The sequence below is a fragment of the Stenotrophomonas sp. EMP41 genome, from assembly GCF_047495535.1.
GTDB classification, from domain to species: Bacteria; Pseudomonadota; Gammaproteobacteria; order Xanthomonadales; family Xanthomonadaceae; genus Stenotrophomonas; species Stenotrophomonas sepilia.
Window position 1 is genome coordinate 699162 of record NZ_CP179923.1, and the last position, 25235, is coordinate 724396.

The following is a 25235-nucleotide window of genomic DNA, read 5'->3' on the forward strand; positions in this document are numbered from 1 at the left end:
GGGCGCCATCCACGCAACGCGTGGATGCGGCGACCTCAATACACATCGCGCCGGTAACGACCGGCCAGCAGTAGCGCTTCCTTGTCCGCAGTCCCCAGCACCTGCTCGATCACCGCATCCACCGCCGGGGCCATGCCCTGCAGGCTGCCGCAGACCAGGATCGTCGCGCCTTCATCGACCCACTGCCGCAGTGTTGCTGCTTCGGCCATCAGGCGGTCCTGCACATAGCGATGCACACCGCCATCGCGGCTGAACACTGCATCCAGCCGCGCCAGCGTGCCGTCGGCCAGCATTGCCTGCAGCTCTTCGCCGAAATGGAAGTCATGCGCGGCGGTGCGCTCACCGAACAGCAGCCAGGTACGGCGCGCGCCACTGCGTACGCGTTCGTGCAGGTGTGCGCGCAGGCCGGCGATGCCGGTACCGTTGCCGATCAGCAGCAGCGGTACCTCGGCGGCGACGCCGTGGAAATTGTCGTTGCGGCGCAGGCGCAGCTGCACCGGTTCGCCAAGTGCGGCGTGGTCGCACAGCCAGCCGCTGCCGATGCCGGGTGTTCCATCGGCGCGAAGCTGGCGACGCAGCAGCAGCTCCACCGCGCCGTCGGCCATCACTGAGGCGATGGAGTACTCGCGATGCGGCAGCGGCTGCAGGGTTGCCAGCAATGCGGGCAGGTCACCCGGCGGAACCAGCGAGGGCAGGTGCGAGCGCGCGACGCGCGCCAGCAAGGTTTGCCCGTCCTCTAGCACGGTGTCCGCATCGAATCCCTGCGCGTGCAGCCAGGCTCGCGCGCTGGCGCGGGCATGTTGCGGGCCGATCTCGGCGATGTCGCCGGCCTGCCACTGCGCCTCTGCGTCGGCCGGTGGCTGCAGGCGCAACCAGTACACCGGACCGCCGGGGCTGCCCGGGTTCAGATGTTCGCGCTGCAGCAGCGTCCACGGCTGGTACGCGGCCGGGCTCCAGTCGGGCAGTTCACTGGCGCCGCCGCCGAGTTGTCCCAGCAGCTGTTGCCAATGACGAAGCGCTGCCGGATCGGCGTTGTCGACCTCGATCGCATCGAACAGCGGATGCGCGCCGTGCTGGCGCAGCCATTGGTCAAGCTGGTGGCCGAATCCGCAGAAGTGGCCGTAGCTGCGGTCGCCCAGTGCGAGCACGCCGTAGTGCAGGTGCTGCAACGGAGGCGGCGTGGCCATCACCCCGCGCAGGAACGGTAGGGCGTGGTCGGGCGGATCGCCTTCGCCGGTGGTGCTGGCAATGAACAGCGCGCGCTGGCTGTCGGCCAGCAACGCTGCATCTACCTCGTGCAGTCCGCGCACACGCACCGGCACGCCGGCACCACGCAGGGCCTCGGCACTGCGTTCCGCCAGTTCGCGGGCAAAGCCGGTCTGGCTGGACCAGACCAGCAGGAGCGGTGCGGTATCGGCGGACGCCGCATCATCGCGCGGACGAGTGCGCCACCACAGGGCTGCGCAGGCCAGCGCGTACAGCGCGGTGGCGATGATGGCGATCTGCGATTGCCGTGCCGGCGGCGCGCCGTGCCACCACGCTTCGCCGAGATGCAGGCGCAACAGCGCCCAACCGATCAGCGCCAGCAGAAGCAGGACCAGGCCGTTGCCGAGCCATGCGCGTGACCGGCGTCCGCTCATGCGCCCTGCTCGTCGAGAAGACGCTGGAAGGCGCTGCTGAGGAACTCGTGCGGGCCGCCTGCAGCGCGCTGCAGGTAGCGCGCCGCCAGGCCTTCGCGCTCGGCCAGTGCCATGCCCTGTTCGCGACCGAGGACGGTCAGCGCGGTGGCCCAGGCATCGGCGTGCATCGCATCGCCGGCCACCACCGTGACTGCGGCAGCGACCTCGCGCACCGGCCTGCCGATACGCGGATCGAGGCTGTGGCTGTAGGCCTCGCCATCGGCGTGGTACTGATGCCAGCGATCGCCGGAGGTGGCCACCGCCTTGCCCTCCAGTACCAGCACCCGTGGCGGAGTATCGGTCTGCGCATCCTCTTCCGGCGCCGATTCCACCAGCACGCGCCACGGCTGGCCATCCGGTTTCCGGCCATAGCCGGCCAGTTCGCCACCGACCTCGATCAGCGCGGCAGCGATGCCTTGTCCGCGCAGCCACGCGGCGACGTGATCGACGCCGAAGCCCTTGGCGATCGCAGAGAGATCCAGTTCCAGCCCACCCGGTTGCAGCAGCGCATCGCCCTGCCACTGCAAGCGCTGCCAACCGCAGCGCTCGCGCGTGGCCTGTACGGTGGTGGCATCGGGTTGGCGGCGCTCGCCGGCGTGTGCACCGAAGCCCCACAGTGCAACCAGCGGACCGACGGTGGGATCGAAGGCGCCGTCACTGGCGGCAGCGATGGCCTGTGCGCAGGCCAGAACGTGGCGCGTTTCGGCGGGCAGTACACACCATTGGCCAGTGTCGGCGCGGTTGTAGCGGCTCAGATCCGAACCGCGCTCCCAGGTACTCATCTGCGCGACCACCTCGTCCAGGCGCGCCTGGATTCCGGCATGCAGCGGATGCAGGTCGCGCTGGCGCGGCGCAACCAGCGACACGCTCCAGGTGGTGCCCATGGTGGTGCCACCGAGGCGGGCGATGTCGTACAGGGAATCGGTCATGGCGGGTGTTGCGGGCGCGATGCCGGGACGTGCCCGGCATCGCGGTCCACGTCTATTACTGCGGCAGCACTTCCAGCGTGGCGACGTAGCTCAGGCGGCGCTTGGCGGCCTGCTTCACCGAGGTCCTGTTGTCTTCGGTGCCGGTTTCCAGCCAGTACATGCCGGCTTCCGGCCAGGTCACCTTGATCTCGCCCTTGGCATCGCTGGTGACCTTCAGCTCGTCCTGTGCGTTGCGGTAGCGGGTGGCGCCACGCACGATCTCGAACTCCAGGCCGGCGGTCGGCTTGCCATCGACCAGCACGCGGAAGGTCGATTCCTCGCCGGCGAACAGGTCGTTCGGGTGGCCGACGGCGATCAGCTCGATGCCGCGGTTGGTCGGCTTCAGCGCGGTGTCGTTCGGCGCACCGTTGGTGACGAAGGTCTCCACGCGGCCCACCGACTGGCTCAGTTCCAGCTTCTTCGCGTCCTTGGGCAGTTCGCCGAGGGTTGCCACGCTGCCACGCCAGCGCTTGCGCTCGCCGTTCTGCTCGTAGGTGGCGAACAGGCCGTCATTGACCGACGCGATGCGGTAGGTGCCGGGCTGCTTCAGTTCGATGTCGAACACGCTGCGGTACTTGCCGGTCGCTGCGTTCTGCGGCTGCACGGTGCTGCCGTCCGGCGCGGTGATCACCAGCGATTCCAGCCGCAGCGGCACGTGGTTGAAGTAGAACAGGTCGTTGGAGACCGCACCGTCGACGGTGATCCACGGTGCATTGCCGGCGATCACGGTCTGCGAGGGCAGCAGCCAGGCCTTGTGGGCCAGGGCGGAGAAGGGAAGGGCAGCGGCCAGGGCGGCGGCGAGGACGAGCGTGCGCTTCATGCGGAGGACTCCAGTGGATGCGGGGTGATGCGGCAAGGAGAAGGGGATTACGACTTAATCCCCTCCGTCCCCTTTTCAGGGTTTGACGGACAGGGTGACCTGGCCCAGTTCGGTGGCGCCCTGCGCCTTGCCGTTCTGCGCGGCGGTGGCCGGCCAGGTAAAGGGGATCTTCAGCAGTTCACGGCCGCCGACTTCGCGCACTGCTTCGACCACCAGGGTGTAGTTGCCGGGGGCCAGCTGCTTCAGTGCCGGCTGCCTGTCGTTGAACGACAGCGCGTGCTTGCCGGCCGGGCGGGTCGGGCCGGTCACGCCGTCCACCGGCACCTGCAGGGTGCGGCCGCTCTTGCGCCACCACTGGCGCAGGTCGGGCAGCCACTTGGTGCCGTGGCCTTCGCTGTTGCTGGTCTGCTGGTACCAGACCGACAGGTTGGCCGCGACCTTCTGGTCGGCGCCTTCCAGCCACACCGCCACATACGGGCGGTGGTATTCGGCCACGTTGAGCTTGGGCACTTCGACGTTGATGTCGAGGGTGGCGGCATAGGCCGGCGAGGTGGCCAGCAGGCCGCTGAGGGCGATGGTCAGGGTGACGCGCATGGGGCGGCTCCGGAGGAACGGATGGAATTCACGGTGGAAGTCAGTGGATCAGCAGCAGGGCGATCAACAGCGGGATCATCAGGCCGAGGCCGACCAGCGGCCAGGTCATGCGCCGCTGCCGCGCATGCAGGTGCAGCAGGAACAGGCCGGTGATGCAGAACACCAGGCAGGCCACGGCGAACAGGTCCAGGAACCAGCCCCATGCCGGGCCTGCGTTGCGGCCCTTGTGCAGGTCGTTGAGGTAGGAGACCACGCCGCGCGAAGTCGATTCGTACTCCACCGCGCCGGTCTCGCGGTCGATGCTCAGCCAGGCGTCGCCACCGGGGCGTGGCAGCGACAGGTAGATCTCCTCGGCCGACCACTCGGCCGGACGTCCACCGATGGCGATGCCCAGCTGCGTGTCCAGCCATTGCCGGGCCGGGCGCGGGATCGGCGCGTTGCCGTCTTCGCGCGTGCCGAGCTGGCCCAGCAGCGCGGCCGGCAGCTCCAGGTGCTGGTTCTGCACCTGGGGTTTGGCCTCGATCTTCGCGGCATGGTTGAGAGTCAGGCCGGTCACCGCGAACAGCAGCATGCCGATCAGGCACACCGCCGAGCTGATCCAGTGCCACTGGTGCAGCGTCCGCAGCCAGAAGCCACGGTTCTGTTGCTGCGCCACGGTGGAAGAGGCAGGACGGCTCACGGCACGGTTCGAGGCGGACGGGGACTGCCCATTACATCATTGATGAGAATAGCTCGCAATTGCGTGTCGTTCTGTATCCCGGAGTTGTTTCGGGTTGCCGGCCAGCGGCCGGCACTACCGATCGGTGGATCCACGCCATGCGTGAAGCAGGAGCAGGACGCGGCGGTCAGAACTTCGCGTTCAGCGAAATCCAGTAGCTGCGGCGCTGGTCCTTGGTCGCATAGTCGTCCACGCAGTTGAACTCGCTCTGGCTGATCAACAGGCACGACTGCGAGACGAAATCCTTGTCGAACAGGTTGTTGACCCGTGCGTTCACCGTCAGCCAGGGCGTGGCCTTCCAGCTGCCACCGAGATGGAAGATCGTGTAGTCCTCGTAGTAGCGGGTGTGGCTGGCGCCGTTGGCGTCCAGCAGCGTGTCGCGGTAGCGGTCGTAGCGGCCCTCGCCGATCAGCGACAGGCTGACCGCTTCGTTGACCTGCCAGTTGAGGCTGGCGTTGGCCATGTGTTTTGCCGGCATGGTGCCGCTGATCGGCAGCCCCTTCTGTGCGCCACTGGTCTGCTCGCTCCTGGTCCAGGTGTAGTTGCCGCGCAGCTGCAGGGTGTCGAGCAGGTCGACGTGGGCGGCCAGTTCGGCACCCCGCGTTTCAGCCTTGTCGATGTTCACGCTCTGGGTGAAGGTGCTGTAGCCCAGTGCGGCCCAGCCCGGGCCGATGTCCACGCAGTAGCCGCTGCCGGCGCGGGCCACTTCGCAGTTCGGGAAGGTGCCACCGCTGGCGATCTTGTCTTCGAACTTATTGAAGAAGCCGGTGACGTTGAAGCCCCAGCGTTGACCTTCGTAGTAGGCGGCCAGCTCGTAGTTGGTGCTGGTTTCAGGCTTGAGGTTCGGCGAACCGACCAGTGGCAGCACGCCCTGGCCACCGAAGCCGGTGATGCCCGGGAACAGCTGGTCCGGTCGCGGGGTCTTGTAGCCGGTGCTGACGCCGCCCTTGAAGGTCCACGCATCGCTGGCGTTCCACACCAGGTAGCCACGCGGGCTGACGTGGCTGCCGAACACGTTGTGGTCGTCGTAGCGCAGGCCGAAGGTGGCGGTGAGGGTGTCAGTCAGCGCCCAGTTGTCTTCGGCGAACAGGGCCCACATGCGGTGTTTCTGCCTGGTGTTGCTGCGATAACCGGCGCCATCCATGCCGAACACGCCGTCGATCATGTCGGTGTTGTTGTACTGGCCACCCACGGTCAGCGTGTGCGCGCCGAAGTCCAGGTCGAGCATCGTGTCCAGCACGTAGCCTTCCAGTTCCATGGTGCGCAGCGGGCGCGGCAGGAACGCCTGCAGGCGTGCCATTTCGCTCGGGTTGAGGGCGGCCAGGGCGTTGCCTCGGCCGGCCGCACAATGGTTGGCAGCACCGGTGCGGCGGCAGACGTCATTCCACAGCGTCTGCAGGTTGGCGCGCTCTTCCAGGGTCAGCGGCAGCGAACGGCCCAGGTTGCTGCTCTTGCTGTGGGTCAGCGAGGTCTGCCAGGTACCGAAGCTGTAGCGGCCCTGGTGGGTCAGCGACAGCTGGTCGCGCTCATAGCGCTGGTAGGCGGTGTAGCCCACGCGCGGCTGCACCACGCGGCGGGTGACGGTGCCGCTGCCGTTCGGGTTGGGGATGACCGCATTGCCGACGCGCCAGAGGCTGGCCAGGCTGTCCAGCGTGCCGGTCTGGCCTTCGCGGTTGTCGTACTTCTGCCGCGACACGTCGTAGTCCAGCCACAGTTCGTGATCGTCGTTGACGCGGAAGTCCAGGCGTACGCCGGTGTTCCAGTTGGTATTGGCCACCGACTTGCCACCACCGCCGAAGCCGATGCTGCGCTCCCACAGGCCGCCGTCGGGCAGGGTCAGTGCGTCCCACTCCGGATTGGAGGCCTTGGCATCGTAGTAGCTGCCGCGCACCGCCAGGCTGAGGCGGTCCTTCAGCAGCGGGCCGCTGAGGTAGAGGTCGGTGGTGCGTGCATCGCCGAACTGATCGTCCTGCTGCACGGTGAAGCCCTGGGTGAGCGCACCCTGCCAGCGGTCCTGGTTGCGGCGGGTGATGATGTTGATGACGCCGCCCATCGCATCCGAGCCGTACAGGGTGGACATCGGGCCGCGCACGACTTCGATGCGTTCGATCGCATCCAGCGGCGGCAGGTAGGCGAACTGGCCGCCACCGAAGTTGTTCGGGTACAGCTGGCCGACATTGCTCTGGCGGCGGCCATCGATCAGTACCAGGGTGTATTCGGACGGCAGGCCGCGCATGGAGATGGTGGCGCGACCGTTCTTGTCGGTGGCCTCCAGGCCGACGTCGATGCCTTCGACGTCGCGCAGCGCGTCGACCAGGTTGGTGTAGGGGCGCTTGCTGAGTTCCTCGCGGCTGACCACGCTGATGCTGGCCGGTGCATCGACCACCTTCTGCTCGAAGCCGGAGGCGGTGACCACCACCTTGTCCAGCGTCTGTGGCGCGCCGGAAGCGTCACCGTGGGCGAAGGCAGGGGCGGTCATGGCGGCCAGCACGGCGCTGGTCAGCAGGGTACGGGACAGGGACGAACGGACACGATGGCGCTGGGCCATGGCAGTTACCTCGAAGGATGCAGGGTGGCGCGATGCCGTGCGCGAAGGGCGCGGCAGGCGCGGAAGGCCCGGTCAGGGGCGGCAGGGATGAAGCAGGCAGCGGCGTACAGGCGTGACCACGCAGGCGGTCACGTCGGGCCGTGGATCAGGCGAGCGGCGGCGCCTGGCCGCGTTGCTGGCGACGCCCGGGCGCATCGGCCCAGGGCGTGTCCGGAGTGGCCAGCGGCCAGTCCGGGCGCACGCCGGGCGTGGCCGGCGTGGCGGGTACGAGGTCGAGTTCAGTGCGCAGCCATTGGCTGGCCAGCAGCAGCGGCGGGTGTGCGTTCTCAGTCGCTTTCACCGGAGTGGAGGCACCGCGGCGCAGCTTGGCCGGCGCCTCTTCCTGCAGGGGGGCTTCGCCACCGCGCTCTTCCAGCGGCATCTGCACGGCCATTCCGGCCTGCCCGTGTGGCAGCAGTGGCAGGGTGCCCAGCAGCAAGGCCAGCATCGCCACCCACGCCAGCAGGCTGGCCAGCGCAGGACGCTGGCCGCGCATGGCGGCGCCCATCTTGCGATGGATGAGTGGGCGAGGGCGAAACGGGCGCAGCAAGCAGAGGTCCCCAGGGGTCTGCCGGCAGCGGCCGGCATCAACGGGGCGTGATTGTAATGAGAGCTTTTAGCTGTTGCAAATGAGAATGATTTCCAAACCGACTCAGGCTTGCCGAATGGGGCTCAGACTTCGCTCCAGCGCCGCAGCAGGTTGTGGTACACGCCGGTCAGCTGCAGGATCGCCTCGGCGTCGCCGCCGGTCTGCCGCAGGCGCTCGATCGAGCCATCCATTTCCCACAGCAGGCGGCGCTGCACATCGTCGCGGACCATGCTCTGCACCCAGAAGAACGACGCCACGCGCGCGCCGCGGGTGACGGGGCGCACTTGATGCAGGCTGCTGGACGGGTAGACGATCAGGTCGCCAACCGGCAGCTTCACTTCGTGCTCGCCGTAGGTGTCGCTGATGATCAGCTCGCCGCCCTCGTACTCCTCGGGCGCGGACAGGAACAGGGTGCAGGAGATGTCCGAACGCAGCTGTTCGCCGTTGGCCAGGTTCATCACGGCGCCATCGACATGGAAGCCGTAGGTGCCGCCGCCGCTGTAGCGGTTGAAGCGCGGTGGCAGGTACTTCAGTGGCAGCGCGGCGCTGAAGAACAGCGGATGCCGGGCCAGCGCGACGAGGATGATCTCGCCCAGCTCGCGGCGCAGCGGCGACGCCTCGGGCAGCTGCTGGTTGTGCTTGGCCTGCGCGCCCAGATGGCCGACGGTTTCGCGGCCATCGGTCCAGTCGGCAGCATCGAGGCGGCGGCGGAAGTCGGCCACCTGGTCGGCGCTGAGAACATCGGGGATGTGCAGCAGCATGCGGAACTCCTCAGAGCGACGGTGGCGCGACCAGGGCGCGCACCTGTGGATGCGGCGATGCGGCCAGCTCCGGCACGATGTGCGCCATGAACGCCGGGCTGCCGTGCGCCAGTGCAAGCTGCAGCCAGTGCACGGCCTGCTCGACCTGGCCGGCCTGCAGCAGGATCGAGGCATAGTTGGCCTGGCCGCGGAAATCACCGGCCTCGGCCGCGCGCTGGTACCAGGCCAGCGCCGCCTGCGGATCGGGTGCGGTATCCAGCCCGTCCTCGAGGTGGCGGGCCAGCAGGTTCATCGATTTGGCATGGCCCAGGTGCGCGGCACGGGTGTACAGGGCCAGTGCCTGCGCGCGGTCCTGGGTCACGCCGCGGCCGGTGGCCAGCAGGTTGGCCAGGTTGTACAGGCCCCAGTCCAGCCCGGTGTCGGCCGCACGCCGGTACCACACCGCCGCCAGTGCCGGGTTGGCCGTGGTGCCCTGGCCCAGCTCATGGCAGCGGCCGAGCATGTTCATCGCCATCGGTGCGCCGTTGTTGGCGGCGGTTTCGTACCAGAGCAGCGCGGCCGAGGCGTCCTGTGCGGTGCCTTTGCCTTCCATGAGCATCTGCGCGAGCAGCAGTTGTGCCTCGACCTGTCCGGCCTGCGCGGCGTCGCGCACGCGTGCGAACGCGGCCTGCGGATCGTGCTGCAGCAGCTCGGCCAGGGCGTCGCGGTCGATGGGAGTGCGGGTAACCATGGGGTGAGTATCGCCGGAAACAAAAACGGCGGCAGGAGCGCCTGCCGCCGTGGTGGAGCGAAGCTACTTCAGAACTTCACGTTCAGTGCCAGGGTGGCCGAGCGACCCGGGGCGATGCTCGCGTAGTGCGAGGCATAGGCCTTGGTGAAGTAGGTCTTGTCGGTCAGGTTCTGCACGTTGAGCTGCAGGCTGATGTTGTCCTGGATCGCGTAGCTGGCCATCGCGTCGAAGCGGGTGTAGCTCGGGATCCACTTGGTGTTGGCGACATCACCGTACTGCTTGTCCGAGTAGAACGCGCCGGCGCCGAGGGTCAGGCCGATCGGGAAGCGGTAGGTGGTCCACAGGTTGGCGCTGTGCTTGGCAGTGTTCGGGAACACGTTGCCGTTGTAAGGCGACGGCACGTACACGTTGGACGGGCAGGTGCGGCCCACCGGTGCGCCACAGACGAAACCGTTGTCCTTCAGTTCCGAGTCCAGGTAGGTGTAGCCGCCGTACAGGCTCCAGGCGTCGGTCAGCTGGCCGGTGAAGCCCAGTTCGAAGCCGTTGATTTCCTTCTTGCCGGCGTTCTGGCTGGTGCCGTTGTCGACCGTCACGCGTGCGTTGTTCATCACGGTGTGGAAGATCGCTGCGGTCAGGTTCAGGCGCTGGTCGAAAAGGTCCCACTTGGTGCCCAGTTCGAGGTTCTTCGTGTCCTGCGGCTTGAGGTCGGCCACGGCGGCGCTCAGGCCGTCCGAACCGTCACCACCGTCCATGCCGGGCGGGGTCGAGGAGGTGCCCCACGACAGGTAGATGCTGCCGTTGGCGGCCGGCTTGAACACCACACCGGCCTGGTAGTTCAGGAAGTCGTTGCTGTTGCGCACGCGGGTCGGTGCCTTGCCCGCCACCGGAGTGGTCAGGGTGGTGCGGAAGTCGTCGTAGCGCAGGCCGAGGTTGATCATCCACTGCTCATTGAGCTCGATGGTGTCGAACACGTAGGCCGAGGTGGTCCTGGTGCGCTGCTCGACGTCCAGTGCCTTGTCGCTGCGGTACACCGAATGCGTGGCCGCCCACGGATCGCGCGGATCCGGATGGGCGAAATCGGTGCAGTTGTAACCGGTGGCCGCGCCGGTGGTCGGGCACTTGCTGTTGCCGGTGAGCGGGTTGCTGGTGCCCGGCGTCATCAGGTAGCTGCCGCGGGTCATCTTCTCGTCGCTGTATTCCACGCCAGCGCTGTAGCTGTGCTTGAGCGCGCCGGTCTGGAAGGCACCGGTCAGGCCCAGCTGGTCGGCGAAGCTCTTGACGTCGACGGCACGACTGTTGGTACGGCGCCACAGGGTGCCGTAGTTGTTCGGGTTGCCCTGGCTGTCGTCCGGCTGGGTCCACAGGTAATCGTTGCTGGTGTTGCCCAGGCGCGCGATGTTGCGCAGCTTGTGACCGCCGAAATCGTAGCTGGCATCGAGGGTGCTGATGTCGGCGCGGGTGCGCTGGAAGTCACGGTCGACCAGGCCGTAGTAGTTGTTGCGGTCCGGCACCATCGGGCGGCCATCGACCCACTTCGAGGCCGGCGCACCGTTCGGGTTGCCATAGGGGAAGCCGCCGGCGTCCGGCAGGTCATCGCTCTGCATGTGGTAGTGGCTGGCGATCAGCTGCGCCGGGCCGTTCAGGCCGAATGCGATCGACGGTGCGACGCCCCAGCGGCTGACATTGGCGGCGTCGCGGCCAGCGATGTCCGATTCGTGCTTCATCAGGTTCAGGCGCGCGGCGATGCCATCGCCCAGCACGTAGTTGGCGTCCACGGTGCCGCGTGCGTAGCTGTCGGTACCGATGCCCATGCTGGCGCTGGTCTCGTTCTTCAGCTTCGGCGTCTTGCTCACCAGGTTCAGGCTGCCACCACCGGAATCACGGCCACCGTAGGCCGAGCTCGGGCCCTTGACCACTTCCACCTGCTCCAGGTCGAAGATTTCGCGGGTCTGCGAGCCGACGTCGCGCAGGCCGTCGACGAAGACGTTGCTCTGCGAATCGAAGCCACGGATGAAGGGGCGGTCGCCGGTCGGGTTGCCGCCTTCGCCGGCACCGAAGGTGATGCCCGGCACCATGCGCAGCGCATCCTGCAGGTTGGTCGCACCGGTTTCGGCGATCAGCTTCTCCGAGACGATCGACACCGACTTGGGGGTGTCCAGCAGTTCGGCGGTGAACTTCGGCGAGGACGGATTGAACCAGCTGCCGCGCACCTGCACCTTGTCCAGGTCGGTGGCCTTGCTGGATGCGGCATCGGCGCTGTCGGCAGCCTGCGCGGCCAGCGGCGCGAAGCCGGCGGCCAGGGTGGCGGTGGCGAGCAGGGATACGCGCGGGGCGTGTTTGCGGGACGTGATGTGGGTCATGGCTATGGGTAGTGGCGTGGATCGGGAAACGGCGAAGGCCGAAGCGCAGACAGCGCGACGACACGTAGAGAGCTTTTCTGTAGAACCGGGCCGATGCCCGGCGATGCGGTGAACGACTTCAGGCGCACGGCAACGGCCGCAGGGCGCCTCAGCCGGCGTGCGGTGCGGGCGGCGCGTGGCCGGGGTTCAATCGCAGTGCGGGATCGTGCAGTTGCCGGCGCAGGGCGTCGGAGCGCCATAGCGGAACATGTGCGACCAGGGGCGCGCGCAGGGGTGCCAGTCCGGTGCAGGGCGTGTTGCCCTCACCCTCAAGCGGCGGCTCCGGTGCAGGTGCAGCATGTTGCGGGCATTCGTCTGCCGACGGCGCCGGCAATGGCATGACCTGACGCAACCCTTCGGCATGTGCCTGCCACCCTTGGGCAGTCGGGTCGTTGCTGCGTCCTTCGTGCAGCGCCGACCAGCCCAGCAGCAGCGTCAGCAGCACGGCCACGGCCAGCGGCCACCCCTGGCGGGCGAGCTGGCACAACGTGGCAGTGGGCGCGGGCGAAGCCATGGCGCGAGGGCGAGTCGTTACGAAGATGTTACGTAGAATAACATCAACGATAATGATTCGCATGTACGGGATGTTGCGGGACGTCGGGGCGGCCGGGGAACGCCCTCGGAAGGCCCTTGCGGGCCTCCTGCAGATCCAGCCCTTGGGTGGATACCCCCCAAGGTCGGGGCGCGGCCTCAATCGCGGTCGTCGCGCGTCCAGACGGCGTCGTGTTCGCGCTTCACCGGGAACCTGGGTACCGGCGTGTAGGCCGGGGCGCACAGGGCGCGGCCATCGCGCACGTCGAAGCGCGCACCGTGCAGTACGCACTCCACGCTGCCTTCGGCGGTGTTGAATTCGCCAGAGGACAGCTCGAATTCCTCGTGCGTGCACTGGTCTTCCAGCGCGTACAGCTCGCCGTCGAGGTTGAACACCACGATCGGGGTGCCGGTCACCTCGTCGAACACGCTCTTCATTTCACCGGGCAGCAGCTCGTTGCTGGCGCACACGAAGGTCCAGGTATCGCTCACGCGGCCGCTCCGGCCAGCGGTTTTTCCAGGATCTCGAAGCGCAGGTCGTCGCGCTTGGGGATGCCGAAGCGTTCGTCGCCATACGGGAAGGGTTTCTTGATGCCGGTCCGCTGGTAGCCACGACGCTCGTAGAAGGCGATCAGTTCGTCGCGTACGTCGATCACCGTCATCTGCATCACCGGCACGTTCCATTCGCGTGCGGCGTGGGCTTCGGCGGCGTCCATCAGCTGCTTGCCGACGCCGCCGCCCTGCTGCGCCGGATCGACCGAGAACATGCCGAAGTAGCCCTTGCCGTCGACATCGGCAACGTGGGCGCAGGCGACAAGAAGGCCATCGCGCTCGGCCAGCAGGATGGTGGAGCGCGGGCGGTCCAGGTCGGACTGGATGCCTTCGGCGTCGATGCGGGCGCCATCCAGCAGGTCGGCTTCGGTGGTCCAGCCCACGCGGCTGGCGTCGCCCCGGTAGGCCGAGGTGACGAGGGCGATCAGGGCGGGGATGTCGGCCGGCGTGGCGGCGCGGAAGGTCAGGGTGCTCATGGGCCCATTCTAGGTGGGGTGTGGGCGGGCGCAAATGGGGGGAGGAGGCAGATCCCTTTCGCAAGGCGGAGGAGCTCTGCCCCCGGCGTCTACTGACCCAACGGCAGGCCATGGACCGACTGGCACGGGCGCGGAATCGGCAGATGCTCGGGGTCGGATCCCTTTGCGCAGCGAAGGGCTCTGACCCCCTGTTACCAGGAGCAGCCCATGCCGAGGCCACGACGGGTCGATGCACCCGGATATCCGCAACATGTCGTCCAGCGCGGCAACAACCGCCAGCCCGTGTTCTTCACCGATGGCGACCACGTCGCCTACCTTCGCCTGCTGTGTCATCACGCGCACCAGCAGCATTGCCGGGTTCACGCCTATGTGTTGATGGGCAACCACGTCCATCTTCTGGCAACGCCTGATGTCTGCGGCGGGCTGTCACGGATGATGCAGGCCGTGAGCCGGACCTACGTACGTCGGGTGAATGATCGGCAGGGCCGCACCGGCACGTTATGGGAAGGGCGCTTCCACTCCACGGTGGTGGATTCGGATCGCTATCTGCTGGCCTGCCAGCGCTACATAGAGCTCAACCCGGTTCGGGCGGGGAAGGTGGCGCATCCCGGCGACTATCGTTGGTCCAGCTATCGCGCCAATGCGCGTGGCAGGCCCAATGCGCTGCTCGAGCCGCATTCGGCACTCGAGCTGATGGGTTCTGATGCGGATGAACGGCGCAGGCGCTATGTGGAGTTCATCGAGGCGGGTATTCCGGCGGGGGATCTGCTGGCGATCCGGCGGGCATTGCAGTCGCAACGGCGGCTGTCGGGAATGCTGGTGGGGTCAGAGCCCTTTCGCGATGCGAAAGGGATCTGACCCCGGTCTTCCGAAAGGGATCTGACCCCGGTCTTCCGGGGTTACCCCAACAGTTTGCGCACCTTGGTCAGCGCGGCCATGAAGCGCTCGATCTCGGCATGCGTGTTGTAGAACGCCAGCGAGGCACGGCAGGTGGCGGCGACGCCGAAGTACTGCAGCAGCGGGTGTGCGCAGTGCTGGCCCGATCGCACGGCCACGCCTTCCAGGTCGAGCAGGGTGGCCAGGTCGTGGGCATGCGCGCCATCGATCAGGAACGAGACCACGGCGGCCTTCTCCGGTGCCTGGCCGATGATGCGCAGGCCATCGACGCGGCGCAGCTCTTCGGTGAAGTGCGCCAGCAGTTCGGCTTCGCGCGCTTCCACGTTGTCCTGGCCAAGCTGCTGCAGGTAGTCGGCGGCCACGCCCAGGCCGATGAAACCGGCGATGTTCGGGGTGCCGGCTTCGAACTTGTGCGGGGCGTCGTTGAACACGGTGCCGTCGAAGCTGACTTCCTTGATCATCTCGCCGCCGCCGAGGAACGGTGGCATCGCGTCCAGGTGCTCGCGACGGGCCCACAGCGCGCCGGTACCGGTCGGGCCACACATCTTGTGGCCGGTGATGGCGTAGAAGTCGCAGCCGATCGCGGCCACGTCGACCTTGCGGTGCGGCACCGCCTGCGAGCCATCGACCACGGTGATGATGCCGCGCTTGCGCGCTTCACGGCAGATCTCGCGCACCGGGTTGACCGTGCCGAGCACATTGGAAACGTGGGTGACCGCCAGCAGCTTGACCTCGGGGGTCATCGCCGCGCGCAGCGCATCCAGGTCCAGCGCGCCGTCAGGCGTGATCTCGGCCACGCGGATGGTGGCACCGGTACGCTGCGCGACCAGCTGCCACGGCACGATGTTGGCGTGGTGCTCCATGCGCGACACCAGGATCACGTCGCCGGCCTTCAGCCGCGGCAGCGCCCACGAATACGCCACCAGGTTGATGGCGAAGGTGGTGCCGCTGCACAGCACCAGGTCGCTGGGGCGCACGTTGAGGAAGCGCGCCAGTGTGTTGCGCGCACCTTCGTAGGCATCGGTGGCTTCGCTGCCCAGTGCATGCACCGCGCGGCTGACGTTGGCGTTGTAACGGCGGTAGAACTCGTCCACCGCGCCGATCACCTGCACCGGCTTCTGGCCGGTGTTGGCATTGTCGAAATAGACCAGCGGCTTGCCGTGTACTTCGCGCATCAGCAGCGGGAAGTCGAGGCGGACGCGGTCCCAGTCGGGGGCGCCGGTGCGTTCTTCGATCGGGCGCGGCGTGGACAGGTTCATGCCACACCCGCCTCGGCCAAGGCCTTGTCCAGGCGGCGTGCCAGCTGCGCACGCAGCGCGTCCGGCAGGATCTTCAGCGGTTCATGGCAGAACGCAGCGCTCAGCAGCGCCTGCGCCTGGGCCTGCGGCAGGCCGCGCGAGCGCAGGTAGAACAGCGCATTGGCATCGAGCTGGCCAACGGTCGCGCCGTGCGCCGCCTTCACTTCATCGGCGTCGATCACCAGCGTCGGCTGGGTGTCGATCTCGGCGTCGGCCGACAGCAGCAGGTTCTTGTTGGACAGGTTCGCGTCGGTGCCATCGGCGCCTTCGCGGATCTGGATGCCACCATGGAACACCACGCGGCTGCGGTTGGCGGCAACGCCGCGCCACAGCAGTTCGCAGGCGGTATCGCGGGCGATGTGGTCGATGCCGAGGCGGGTTTCGACGTGGCGGCGGCCATTGCCGAGCAGCACGCCGTTGGCGGTCAGCTGGGCGTTGTCGCCTTCCAGTCGCACATTCAGTTCATGGCGGCTGAGCGCGGCGCCCAGTTCCAGGTCGACGCGGTGGTACTGCGCGTCGCGGGCCAGCACGGCGTCGGTGCGCAGGAAGCTGGTCTGGCGCGCGCTGCCGGCCTGCACGCGGGCGTGCTTGAGCACGGCATCGCGGGCGACGTGGGCATGCAGCACGGTGTTGTCCAGGTGGGTGGAATCACCGACGCTGAAGCGGTGCTCGACCACGCCGAGGCTGGCGCCGGCACGCAGTTCGATCAGGTGGCGGTGATGCCAGGCCAGGTCGGTCTCGCCGGCCACACTGGCGAACACCAGCTGCAGCGGCGCTTCGACCTGCACGCCTTCATCCACGCGCAGCACCACGCCTTCATCGGCCAGCGCGGCGTTGAGGCGGGCAAAGATCTCCTCGCTGCGCTCGTAGCGGCGGCCAAGGAAACGCACGGCGTCTTCGCCGCAGGCCAGTGCGGCCGACAGCGGCTGCAGCTGCACGCCGGCCGGCAGGGCCTGCACGTCGCTCAGCGCGGCATCCAGGCGGCCGTTGACGAACACCAGGCGCGGTGCCGGGATGTCGTCCAGCAGCGCGGCGTCCAGCGCCGGGCCCTGCAGCGGTGCCGCAGCAAACGCACGGCGTTCCAGCTGGCGCAGCGAGGTGTACTTCCAGGCTTCATTGCGGGCGGCCGGCAGGCCGTCGCGCAGGGCCGCATCCAGCACTTCGCGGCGCGCATCGCTGCCGCAGAAGGCCTGGGCCATCGAGTCGAGCAGGGCGCTCATCAGACCGCCGCCTCGGGCACGACCCGGTCCTTCAGGAAATCATAGCCGTGCGCTTCCAGTTCCAGCGCCAGTTCGGGGCCGCCGCTCTTGACGATGCGGCCATCGGCCAGCACGTGCACCACGTCCGGCTTGATGTAGTCCAGCAGGCGCTGGTAATGGGTGATGACCAGGAACGAACGGTCGGCGGCGCGCAGCGCATTGACGCCGTCGGCCACGCTCTTCAGCGCGTCGATGTCCAGGCCCGAATCGGTCTCGTCGAGGATCGCCAGCTTCGGTTCCAGCACGGCCAGCTGGAAGATCTCGTTGCGCTTCTTCTCGCCGCCGGAGAAGCCTTCGTTGACGCCACGATGCAGCAGTTCGTCCTTCAGGTGCAGCACGGCCAGCTTCTGGCGCACCAGCTTGAGGAACTGCATGGAGTCGAGTTCGTCCTCGCCGCGCGCCTTGCGCTGGGCGTTCAGTGCCGCGCGCAGGAAGTAGGTGTTGTTCACGCCCGGGATCTCCACCGGGTACTGGAACGCCAGGAACAGGCCGGCGGCGGCACGTGCTTCCGGGTCCTGCTCCAGCAGGTCGACGCCGTCGAACTGCACGCTGCCTTCGGTCACTTCGTAGCCGTCGCGGCCGGCCAGGACATTGCCCAGGGTGGACTTGCCGGCGCCGTTGGGGCCCATGATGGCGTGCACCTGGCCGGGCTTCACATCCAGCGAGAGGCCCTTGAGGATTTCCTTGTCGCCGATGCGGGCGTGGAGATTGTCGATCTTCAGCATGGTGGGGGTTTCCGTGGGGCGGGCCAGGGCCCGCCGGTAAAGAGAATGCGTTTGCGAGGGGCAGGGGCGGGCGGTCAGCCCACCGAACCTTCCAGCGAGACTTCCAGCAGCTTCTTGGCTTCCACTGCGAACTCCATCGGCAGTTCGCGGAACACCTGCTTGCAGAAGCCGTCGACGATCATCGACACCGCGTCTTCCTGGCTGATGCCACGGGCGCGGCAGTAGAACAGCTGGTCGTCGGAAATCTTCGAGGTGGTGGCCTCGTGCTCGACGGTGGCGCCCGGGTTCTTCACCTCGATGTAGGGGAAGGTGTGGGCGCCGCACTGCTTGCCGATCAGCAGCGAATCGCACTGGGTGTAGTTGCGCGCGCCGTCGGCGTTGCGGTCCACACGCACCAGGCCGCGATAGGTGTTCTGGCCGCGGCCGGCGCTGATGCCCTTGCTGACGATCTTGCTCTTGGTGCGCTTGCCGACGTGGATCATCTTGGTGCCGGTGTCGGCCTGCTGGCGGTGATGGGTCAGCGCGACCGAGTGGAACTCACCGACCGAATCGTCGCCCAGCAGCACGCACGAGGGGTACTTCCAGGTGATCGCCGAGCCGGTCTCGACCTGGGTCCAGGTGACCTTGCTGCGCGCGCCGCGGCATTCGGCACGCTTGGTGACGAAGTTGTAGATGCCGCCGACGCCGTTCTCGTCGCCCGGGTACCAGTTCTGCACCGTGGAGTACTTGATCTCCGCGTCTTCCAGTGCCACCAGTTCGACCACCGCAGCGTGCAGCTGGTTCTCATCGCGCATCGGCGCGGTGCAGCCTTCCAGGTAGGAGACGTAGGCCTTGTCCTCGCACACGATCAGGGTGCGCTCGAACTGGCCGGTGTGGCCGGCGTTGATGCGGAAGTAGGTGCTCAGTTCCATCGGGCAGCGCACGCCCCTGGGAATGAACACGAAGCTGCCATCGGAGAACACCGCCGAGTTGAGCGCGGCGAAGTAGTTGTCACCCACCGGCACCACGGTGCCCAGGTACTGGCGAACCAGCTCCGGGTGTTCCTTGATGGCCTCGGACATCGAGCAGAAGATGATGCCCTTCTCGGCCAGTTCCTTGCGGAAGGTGGTACCGACGGAGACCGAGTCGAACACCGCGTCCACCGCCACGCCGGCCAGCTTGGCGCGCTCGTGCAATGGCACGCCCAGCTTGTCGTAGGTGTCGAGCAGTTCCTTCGGCACGTCGTCCAGCGAGGCGTACTTCGGGCCCTTCGGCGCGGAGTAGTAGCTGAGCGCCTGCAGGTCGATCGGGGCGATCTCCAGCTTGGCCCAGTCCGGCATCGGCATGGTCAGGAAGTGGCGGTAGGCGTCCAGGCGCCACTGCGTCATCCACTCCGGCTCGTCCTTCTTGGCCGACAGGGCACGGATGGTGTCCTCGTCCAGGCCCGGCGGCAGGGAGTCCGACTCGATCTCGGTGATGAAGCCAGCCGAATACTTGCGGCCGAGCTGCTCGTGGATCTCGCGGTTGGGGGTGTCGTCGTGGGCGACGTTTTCGATGGTTTCGGTGGCCATGGGGGGCTGCCTGTGGATCAGGAGACGACGTCGACAGCGATGGTGCGGCGCTGTTCGTCATCGGCAAGGGGAAGGGGGGGCAGGATCTGCGCAAGACTGACGTCGCGCAGGGCCTCGGAGACCACGTCGTTGATCAACCGCCAGCTGCTGCGCGCGCCGCACTTGGGGGCCATGCCGCACTGGTGGTGGTCGTGGCTGCATTCGGTCAGGGCCAGCGGCCCTTCCATCGCTTCGACCACTTCGAACAGCGAGATCTCGATGGCCGGGCGGGTCAGCCGGTAGCCGCCACGGACGCCGCGCAGGCCTTCGACCAGGCCGGCCTGGGCCAGCGGCTTGAGTACCTTGCTGACGGTGGGCGGCTCCAGGCCGGTGAATTCGGCCAGTTCGGTGGCACTGAGCACCTCGCCCGGACGGGCGGCGAGCACGGTCAGCACGACAGTGGCGTAATCGGTGAGCTTGGTGACGCGCAACATGGGGATGCGAGTGGTTCTTAAAGCGGACTGAAATTGTACGCTTTTATTCGCCACCATCCAACCCGGGCATTCAGCCGGCGCTGGGGCCGGGCTGGCAGGCTCTGCCGGCGGGCGCTGCCGGGGCGCCATGCTGCGCCAACCGGGTGATTTTCGCAATCACCCGGAATGGGCGAGAATCCCTGTTCCATTCGCTGCAAACAGCCCGTGCCGATGCCGAAGAAGATCCAAGCCCGCAAGTCCGCCATCCATGGCAATGGCGTGTTCGCCGTCGCCCCGATCAAGCAGGGCGAGCGCGTGATCCAGTACAAGGGCCTGCTGCGCAGCCACGGCGACGTTGATGCCGATGACAGCGGCGATGTCGAAAGCGGCCATACCTTCCTGTTCACCCTCAATGACGACTGGGTGATCGATGCCAACTACAAGGGCAACGACGCGCGCTGGATCAACCACAGCTGCGACCCGAACTGCGAGGCGGTGATCGAGGAAGATGAGGACGGCGACAGCCGCGGCGACAAGGTGTTCATCGAGGCGCTGCGCGATATCAAGGCTGGCGAGGAGCTGACCTACAACTACGGCATCACCCTGGCCGAGCGTCACACCGCCAAGTTGAAGAAGATCTGGGAATGCCGCTGCGGCTCGCCCAAGTGCACCGGCACCATGCTGCAGCCCAAGCGCTGATCCTTCCGGTAGTGCCGGCCGCTGGCCGGCACGGGTCCTCTCCACCTGCCGTGCACGGCAGGGTCACCGCCGTGCAAGGGCCGTTCGTCCACGCTGTGCACTCCCCCAACCGGAGTGCACCCATGGCAGAGCGATTGAAGGGCAAGCAGATCGCAATCCTCGCGACCCACGGCTTTGAACAGTCCGAATTGACCGAGCCCAAACGGCTGCTGGAAGCGGAAGGCGCGCGCGTCAGCGTGGTGTCGCCCGCAAAGGAAGCGACCATCAAGGGCTGGAAGGAGAAGAACTGGGGCGACGCCGTCGCGGTCGACATTCCGCTGGACGAGGCGGATCCGGCGGGCTTTGATGCCCTGGTGCTGCCCGGAGGCGTCATCAATCCGGACACACTGCGCACCGACGACGCGGTACTCAGCTTCATCCGCTCAGTGGATGAAGCCGGCAAGCCCGTCGCGGCGATCTGCCATGGCCCATGGCTGCTGATCAACAGCGGGCTGGCAGATGGCCGCCAGCTGACTTCCTGGCCCTCCCTTCAGCAGGACCTGGCCAACGCAGGTGCGAACTGGCGCGATGCCGAGGTCGTGGTCGACGGCAACGTGATCACCAGCCGCAAGCCGGATGACATTCCCGCCTTCAGCGAGGCGGTGGTCAAGGCACTTGCCGCGTGATGCCTTGCCGGTAGTGCCGGCCGCTGGCCGGCACTCCCTTATTTGCCCAGCAGGCCTGCCGGCACCAGGTTGCCCAGGTTCTGGTTGAAGGTGACCACCAGCTTGCCGTTCTTCACCTGTGCCGCCTGCACCTGCAGCGCGCCGAGCACCCCGGCCACGGCCGGGTCCAGCTTGTAGATCGGTTCGCGCTGGGCGTAGTCGCTCAGCCAGGCATTGAGCAGGCCACGGGTGCGTGAGTCGAGGCGGCCGCCCTGGTTGGCCGGGGTGAAGTCGTCCACGCTGGGCTGCTGCAGGTGGAAGCCCTGGGTCTGCGCGTCGTAGCGCAGGCCGCTGCTGAGCTTCACCGTACCCAGTCTGGCCGGGTTGCCGCCGGCGGTGGCCAGTGCCACGTCCATGCCCAGGTTCAAGCGCTCGCCGGCCGGAAGGCTCAGCTGAGGATGGCTCATGGTCAGGGAGATCAGGCCGCCAAGGGCGTCCTGGGTGCGCGGGAAGCTGCCATCGAGGTACTGCTGGACGTCGCTGGCACCCACCGACAGTTCGCGGCCGGAAATGGAGGGAGCCGCCTGCGCGCCGATCGCAGCTGCGATCAGTACGGTGGAGGCAGCGAGGCGGGTCATCAGGGAACGCAGGCGCATGGCGGTGACCGATGGCAGGGAATTGATGGATCAAAGAGTAGCCGTGCAGGCTGAATCGCGCGTGCATGCGGTTGTAACGGTTCAGTCCAGCATTGGACGCAGTTGCGCCGACTGGATCTGCCAGGCGCTGCCGTCGCTGCTGGGTTGCACGCGGTACCAGCCACCGAAGCGGAACGTACCGTTGGCGGTGACTGCGCGGATCTGCACCGGCACCTCAAGCAGCTGCGGTGGCTGCCGATCATCGCGGGCGACCGGGGGATCGCTTTGCAGGCGCAGGGTACGCAGGTCCTGCAGCTGCCGCAGCGCGGCGTCGTCCGCATGCCGCGGGTCGCTGGGCGGGATCGTCCAGGCGGCATCGCTGGCGGCGCGGTCGCGGTTGAGCAACGCCGCTACGTAGCGGTTGAGCATCGTCGATGGCGGCTCGGCATCGTCGGCGACAGCAGACAGCACCGGCATTTCACTTGCCTGCACTGCTGCGGGATCGGGGCCGGTGCGGGTGTCCGCCGCTGCGGTGGCAGCGACGGGAGCAGACGCTGCCGCGATGCCGCCGGTCGTCTGTGCTGCCGGGCGTGAACAGCCCAGCAGCACCAGGGGTGCGATCAGCAACAGGATCCTGCGCATGTCTGCCTCCTCCCCGAGGCAACCTGGAGGGCGGCAGTGTAGCGATTGCGCCGGGATCAGCGGGAGGAGGGCAGCTGATCCAGAGCGTCCAGCGCTGGCAGGACCTGGCCGGCGATGGCCGCCAGTGCGTGGCCGCCGGTCTCGGCATGGCGCTGCACGATATCGCGCAGCAGCTGGGTGGCGATCACCAGGGTCGCACGCTCGTCGCCGCTGATACCGGCGGTACGCGGGGCCGCCTCCAGCAGGCGCATCAGGTCGCGGCTGGCGCGATGCTCCAGTTCGATGGTGCAGCGCCCTGTGCACTGCAGCCCGTCCTTTTCGATGGGGGTCACCGAGATCCGGTAGCGGGTGGAGGGGCTGGCCATGAGGGTGTGCTCGCCGTAGCTGTGGAGGATGTGCCCACCATAGGCAAGGCCACGGCCTGAGGCGACGGCCGGCGCTGCACGCAGTGTTCCACCCGGTACGTTCCAGCACCTGCCCAGGCCGCGCTCGGCCCGTGGTGACGGGCCTGTACGGGCATTCCCCGGGAGGCGGCAACGCTGTGTTGCGGATTGCCGCAGCGCGACGCATCCACGCATGGCGTGGATCCACCGCCGGGCACGCAAAAAAAAACGGGACGGCCAGAGCCGTCCCGTCGGAATCCACGTTGGGGCGCGCGCTTACAGCGCAGCGTCCTTCAGCTTCTTCAGCGGACGCACCTTCAGCTTGGTGGTGGCCGGCTTGGCGGCGAACCACTGCTCTTCCTTGGTGAACGGGTTGATGCCCTTGCGCTTCGGCTTGGCCGGCACATTGACGGTGGTGATCTTCAGCAGGCCCGGCAGGGTGAAGGAGCCAGCGCCCTTCTTGTGCACCGAGGAGGCGACGGCGCTTTCCAGCGAGGCCAGCACAGCGCGGACGTCCTTGGCGACGACGCCGGAGGCTTCAGCGATGTGTGCAACCAGGCCGGACTTGGTCAGCACTTCCTTGATCGGCTTCGGAGCGGCCGGCTTGGCGGCTGCCTTCGTCGCGACTTTCTTCACTGCCTTCTTCGGGGCAGCCTTCTTAGCGGTCTTTGCCATGGTTTCCTGTTCCGTGAACGGTTGGTTGTTTGGTCGGCGCCGAACCCCGTCGGCAAGCGCAATGTAGGGCAACTCTTGGGCGCCGCCAATAGCCCGAAGCGCGGAAAGTGCATGTTTTTTCATATCCAGGCCGATTCAGTACATGGTCGGCAATGGGGGATGGGGGCACGCCAGCGTGTTCGATCGCCGGCGCCCGCCGATTGGTGGGGTGCGCGAAACCACTGAAAACAAGAGGAAAATGCGTTCCGGGCTGGCGAGGAAGTGTCCACGCGCCGGGCTCGGGGGGGCGACGTCCGGCGTGCGGCGGAGCGACGCAGGGCTAACGCGTGGCGTGCGAGGGTAGCCGTTCATCACCGCCACGCAGGAGCAGCACAATGGGAATCTCGCGACACGCCACCGCGCACTGGGAAGGCGATCTGAAGACGGGCAAGGGGCAGTTGAGCACGCCGCAGAGTGGGCTGCTGGACAAGACCCGCTACGGTTTCAACAGCCGCTTCGGCGACGAAAAGGGCACCAATCCGGAAGAGCTGATTGCCGCCGCGCACGCGGGTTGTTTCACCATGGCGCTGTCGGCCAAGCTCGGCGAAGCGGGCTTCACCCCGACCTCGCTGGACACCGAAGCCAAGGTCGACCTGTCGCTGGAAGGCGGTCCGCAGCTGTCGCAGATCCGGCTGAAGGTGAAGGCGGTGGTGCCCGGCATCGACGCGGCGCAGTTCCGCGCCATCGCCGATGACGCCAAGCAGAACTGCCCGGTATCCAAGGCACTGAGCGCGGTGCCGATCAGCCTGGAAGCCGAGCTGGGCTGAGCCAAGGTAGTGCCGGCCGCTGGCCGGCAACCGCATGATGCCGAGGTCCATGCAGCATGCCGAGGTCCATGCAGCAGCCGGCCAGCATTATGGCGGCCTTCCTGGCCGCCACCCTCCGGGCCGTCGCGTCCGACGTTGGCAGCGGCTCCTGCCGCTGCCTTCGGCTCTACCACCCGCCAGCGCGATCACCAATCAAGGGTGCCGGTGATGACGGTCTGCACCTGGCCGCCCGACCAGACCTCGCCGTCCTCGTCGACCCGCAGGGTCAGGCGCGCATCGTGGCCGACTTCGCGGCCCTGGCTGACTTCGAACGGTGCACGGCCACGTGGCAGCGCGTCGCGCAGGTCCAGCCACGCGGCCAGCACTGCATTGGCGGCCCCCGAGGCGGCGTCTTCGAAGCGCCGACCATTGCCGACGAAAGCGCGCACGGCCAGATCGAATCCCTCACTGCCATCGCTGAAGGCATAGGCGAACACGCCCATGCTGTCGGTGGACTCGGCCAGCGCAGCCACCGCGTCCCAGTCCGGGCGCAGGGTGCGCAGTGCTGCTTCATCGGCCACCTGTACCACCCACCAGCTGCGTCCGCCCTGCATGCGCGCCGGCGGCAGCGAGCCCAGTGGCCAGTCCTTCAGTGCTGCCAGCAGGCGCGGATCGGTGGCTTCAGCGGTCTCCGCCAACTGCGCGCGCGGTGTGCGGATGGCGATGCGCCGCTGCGCGCCCTCACCGCTGACGCGCAGCGGCAGGACACCGGCAATGCCGTCCTGCACCAGCACGCCGTCGATCGGTGTGGCCAGGCCTGCCTGCAGCACCGCATGCGCCGTGCCGACGCTGGGGTGGCCGGCGAACGGCACTTCCTTCTGCGGGCTGAACATGCGCAGCCGGTAGCTGGCACCGGCGGCCTGGGGCGGGAACACGAAGGTGGTCTCGGGCAGGCGCGTCCAGCGTGCGATGGCCTGCATGCTGGCGTCGTCCAGGCCGTCGGCATCGAGTACCACGGCCAGCGGGTTGCCAGCGCCGGCGCGCGGGGAGAACACATCCAGCTGCAGGAAGCGGCGGGTGGTCATCGGGGCGAAACTCCAGGATCGGGTGGCGCGCAGCTTAACCCGCCGCTGTAGCGCCGAGCCGACGCTCGGCTGCCGTGTGGTGGGCCGCAGCCGAGCGTGGGC

Annotated in this window: 27 protein-coding genes; 4 read left to right on the forward strand and 23 right to left on the reverse strand. The window is 67.5% G+C overall.

Annotated elements, in window-relative coordinates; all coding sequences use genetic code 11:
• Positions 1 to 35: 35 nt before the first annotated feature.
• The 13 genes from ACMGRF_RS03235 to ACMGRF_RS03295 form a co-directional block, all read right to left on the reverse strand.
• Complete coding sequence (locus ACMGRF_RS03235) at positions 36 to 1640, reverse strand: sulfite reductase subunit alpha (RefSeq protein WP_414485625.1); 1605 nt, start codon at positions 1638 to 1640, stop codon at positions 36 to 38.
• Entirely contained in the window at positions 1637 to 2608 is a 972-nt protein-coding gene (locus tag ACMGRF_RS03240) for an FAD:protein FMN transferase (RefSeq protein ID WP_414485626.1), read from the reverse strand. The genes ACMGRF_RS03235 and ACMGRF_RS03240 overlap by 4 nt, the downstream gene beginning before the upstream one ends.
• A 55-nt stretch (positions 2609 to 2663) precedes the next feature.
• A complete protein-coding gene (locus ACMGRF_RS03245; protein ID WP_099486860.1) occupies positions 2664 to 3467 on the reverse strand; it encodes a DUF4198 domain-containing protein in 804 nt (267 codons plus the stop codon).
• Between the two features lie 75 nt (positions 3468 to 3542).
• The gene (locus ACMGRF_RS03250) at positions 3543 to 4061 is read right to left on the reverse strand and encodes a DUF2271 domain-containing protein (RefSeq protein ID WP_049413191.1); all 519 of its coding nucleotides are present in this window, start codon (positions 4059 to 4061) and stop codon (positions 3543 to 3545) included.
• Positions 4062 to 4101: 40 nt separating this feature from the next.
• Positions 4102 to 4740, reverse strand: a complete 639-nt coding sequence (locus tag ACMGRF_RS03255) for a PepSY-associated TM helix domain-containing protein (RefSeq protein ID WP_049440259.1) — start codon at positions 4738 to 4740, stop codon at positions 4102 to 4104.
• Positions 4741 to 4906: 166 nt separating this feature from the next.
• Positions 4907 to 7327 (reverse strand): TonB-dependent receptor domain-containing protein, encoded by a 2421-nt coding sequence (locus ACMGRF_RS03260; protein ID WP_180879888.1) that lies wholly within the window; start codon positions 7325 to 7327, stop codon positions 4907 to 4909.
• Positions 7328 to 7472: 145 nt separating this feature from the next.
• Positions 7473 to 7874, reverse strand: coding sequence for a hypothetical protein (locus ACMGRF_RS03265; protein WP_049413184.1), 402 nt, complete (start codon positions 7872 to 7874; stop codon positions 7473 to 7475).
• 164 nt (positions 7875 to 8038) lie between these two features.
• Positions 8039 to 8716, reverse strand: a complete 678-nt coding sequence (locus ACMGRF_RS03270) for a Fe2+-dependent dioxygenase (protein WP_414485627.1) — start codon at positions 8714 to 8716, stop codon at positions 8039 to 8041.
• 10 nt (positions 8717 to 8726) lie between these two features.
• Positions 8727 to 9446, reverse strand: a complete 720-nt coding sequence (locus ACMGRF_RS03275; protein WP_414485628.1) for a tetratricopeptide repeat protein — start codon at positions 9444 to 9446, stop codon at positions 8727 to 8729.
• A gap of 68 nt (positions 9447 to 9514) precedes the next feature.
• Positions 9515 to 11806, reverse strand: coding sequence for a TonB-dependent receptor (locus ACMGRF_RS03280; RefSeq protein WP_049440252.1), 2292 nt, complete (start codon positions 11804 to 11806; stop codon positions 9515 to 9517).
• Between the two features lie 148 nt (positions 11807 to 11954).
• Complete coding sequence (locus tag ACMGRF_RS03285; protein ID WP_049413176.1) at positions 11955 to 12359, reverse strand: hypothetical protein; 405 nt, start codon at positions 12357 to 12359, stop codon at positions 11955 to 11957.
• A 176-nt stretch (positions 12360 to 12535) separates the two neighbouring features.
• Positions 12536 to 12868 carry a non-heme iron oxygenase ferredoxin subunit gene (locus tag ACMGRF_RS03290; protein WP_049413175.1) on the reverse strand — a complete coding sequence of 111 codons (333 nt, stop codon included), beginning with the start codon at positions 12866 to 12868 and terminating at the stop codon, positions 12536 to 12538.
• A complete protein-coding gene (locus ACMGRF_RS03295; protein WP_049413172.1) occupies positions 12865 to 13404 on the reverse strand; it encodes a GNAT family N-acetyltransferase in 540 nt (179 codons plus the stop codon). Before ACMGRF_RS03295 ends, ACMGRF_RS03290 begins: the two co-directional genes overlap by 4 nt.
• Before the next feature lie 207 nt (positions 13405 to 13611).
• Here ACMGRF_RS03295 and ACMGRF_RS03300 point away from each other — a divergent pair, with 207 nt between their 5' ends.
• A complete protein-coding gene (locus ACMGRF_RS03300) occupies positions 13612 to 14262 on the forward strand; it encodes a transposase (RefSeq protein ID WP_049440250.1) in 651 nt (216 codons plus the stop codon).
• 41 nt (positions 14263 to 14303) lie between these two features.
• On the opposite strand, the gene ACMGRF_RS03305 is transcribed toward ACMGRF_RS03300, so the two are convergent.
• The 5 genes from ACMGRF_RS03305 to ACMGRF_RS03325 form a co-directional block, all read right to left on the reverse strand.
• Positions 14304 to 15560, reverse strand: coding sequence for a cysteine desulfurase (locus ACMGRF_RS03305; RefSeq protein WP_049414166.1), 1257 nt, complete (start codon positions 15558 to 15560; stop codon positions 14304 to 14306).
• Positions 15557 to 16819, reverse strand: coding sequence for a Fe-S cluster assembly protein SufD (gene sufD / locus ACMGRF_RS03310; protein ID WP_180879884.1), 1263 nt, complete (start codon positions 16817 to 16819; stop codon positions 15557 to 15559). The genes ACMGRF_RS03305 and sufD overlap by 4 nt, the downstream gene beginning before the upstream one ends.
• Positions 16819 to 17583 carry a Fe-S cluster assembly ATPase SufC gene (gene sufC / locus ACMGRF_RS03315; protein ID WP_049414163.1) on the reverse strand — a complete coding sequence of 255 codons (765 nt, stop codon included), beginning with the start codon at positions 17581 to 17583 and terminating at the stop codon, positions 16819 to 16821. The genes sufD and sufC overlap by 1 nt, the downstream gene beginning before the upstream one ends.
• A gap of 74 nt (positions 17584 to 17657) precedes the next feature.
• Positions 17658 to 19133: a Fe-S cluster assembly protein SufB gene (gene sufB, locus ACMGRF_RS03320; RefSeq protein WP_049414162.1), complete on the reverse strand. Its 1476-nt coding sequence runs from the start codon at positions 19131 to 19133 to the stop codon at positions 17658 to 17660.
• 17 nt (positions 19134 to 19150) lie between these two features.
• On the reverse strand, positions 19151 to 19606 hold the full coding sequence (locus ACMGRF_RS03325; RefSeq protein ID WP_049414161.1) for an SUF system Fe-S cluster assembly regulator: 456 nt from the start codon (positions 19604 to 19606) through the stop codon (positions 19151 to 19153).
• A gap of 210 nt (positions 19607 to 19816) precedes the next feature.
• Between ACMGRF_RS03325 and ACMGRF_RS03330 the strand changes: the two genes are divergently transcribed.
• Positions 19817 to 20284: an SET domain-containing protein gene (locus ACMGRF_RS03330; RefSeq protein WP_012479369.1), complete on the forward strand. Its 468-nt coding sequence runs from the start codon at positions 19817 to 19819 to the stop codon at positions 20282 to 20284.
• 122 nt (positions 20285 to 20406) lie between these two features.
• Positions 20407 to 20949: a type 1 glutamine amidotransferase domain-containing protein gene (locus ACMGRF_RS03335; RefSeq protein WP_099495215.1), complete on the forward strand. Its 543-nt coding sequence runs from the start codon at positions 20407 to 20409 to the stop codon at positions 20947 to 20949.
• Between the two features lie 38 nt (positions 20950 to 20987).
• Here ACMGRF_RS03335 and ACMGRF_RS03340 read toward each other — a convergent pair whose 3' ends face one another.
• From ACMGRF_RS03340 to ACMGRF_RS03355, 4 genes are all read right to left on the reverse strand, one after another.
• A complete protein-coding gene (locus tag ACMGRF_RS03340) occupies positions 20988 to 21584 on the reverse strand; it encodes a DUF1439 domain-containing protein (RefSeq protein ID WP_049414158.1) in 597 nt (198 codons plus the stop codon).
• Between the two features lie 81 nt (positions 21585 to 21665).
• The gene (locus ACMGRF_RS03345) at positions 21666 to 22205 is read right to left on the reverse strand and encodes a hypothetical protein (protein ID WP_180879882.1); all 540 of its coding nucleotides are present in this window, start codon (positions 22203 to 22205) and stop codon (positions 21666 to 21668) included.
• A gap of 56 nt (positions 22206 to 22261) precedes the next feature.
• A complete protein-coding gene (locus ACMGRF_RS03350) occupies positions 22262 to 22570 on the reverse strand; it encodes a DUF3861 family protein (protein WP_005415605.1) in 309 nt (102 codons plus the stop codon).
• 294 nt (positions 22571 to 22864) lie between these two features.
• Positions 22865 to 23263: an HU family DNA-binding protein gene (locus ACMGRF_RS03355; protein WP_005408442.1), complete on the reverse strand. Its 399-nt coding sequence runs from the start codon at positions 23261 to 23263 to the stop codon at positions 22865 to 22867.
• Between the two features lie 374 nt (positions 23264 to 23637).
• Here ACMGRF_RS03355 and ACMGRF_RS03360 point away from each other — a divergent pair, with 374 nt between their 5' ends.
• Positions 23638 to 24069 (forward strand): OsmC family protein, encoded by a 432-nt coding sequence (locus ACMGRF_RS03360; RefSeq protein WP_049414152.1) that lies wholly within the window; start codon positions 23638 to 23640, stop codon positions 24067 to 24069.
• A 185-nt stretch (positions 24070 to 24254) separates the two neighbouring features.
• Here ACMGRF_RS03360 and ACMGRF_RS03365 read toward each other — a convergent pair whose 3' ends face one another.
• Positions 24255 to 25133 (reverse strand): PhzF family phenazine biosynthesis protein, encoded by an 879-nt coding sequence (locus ACMGRF_RS03365; RefSeq protein WP_049440242.1) that lies wholly within the window; start codon positions 25131 to 25133, stop codon positions 24255 to 24257.
• Positions 25134 to 25235 lie beyond the last annotated feature (102 nt).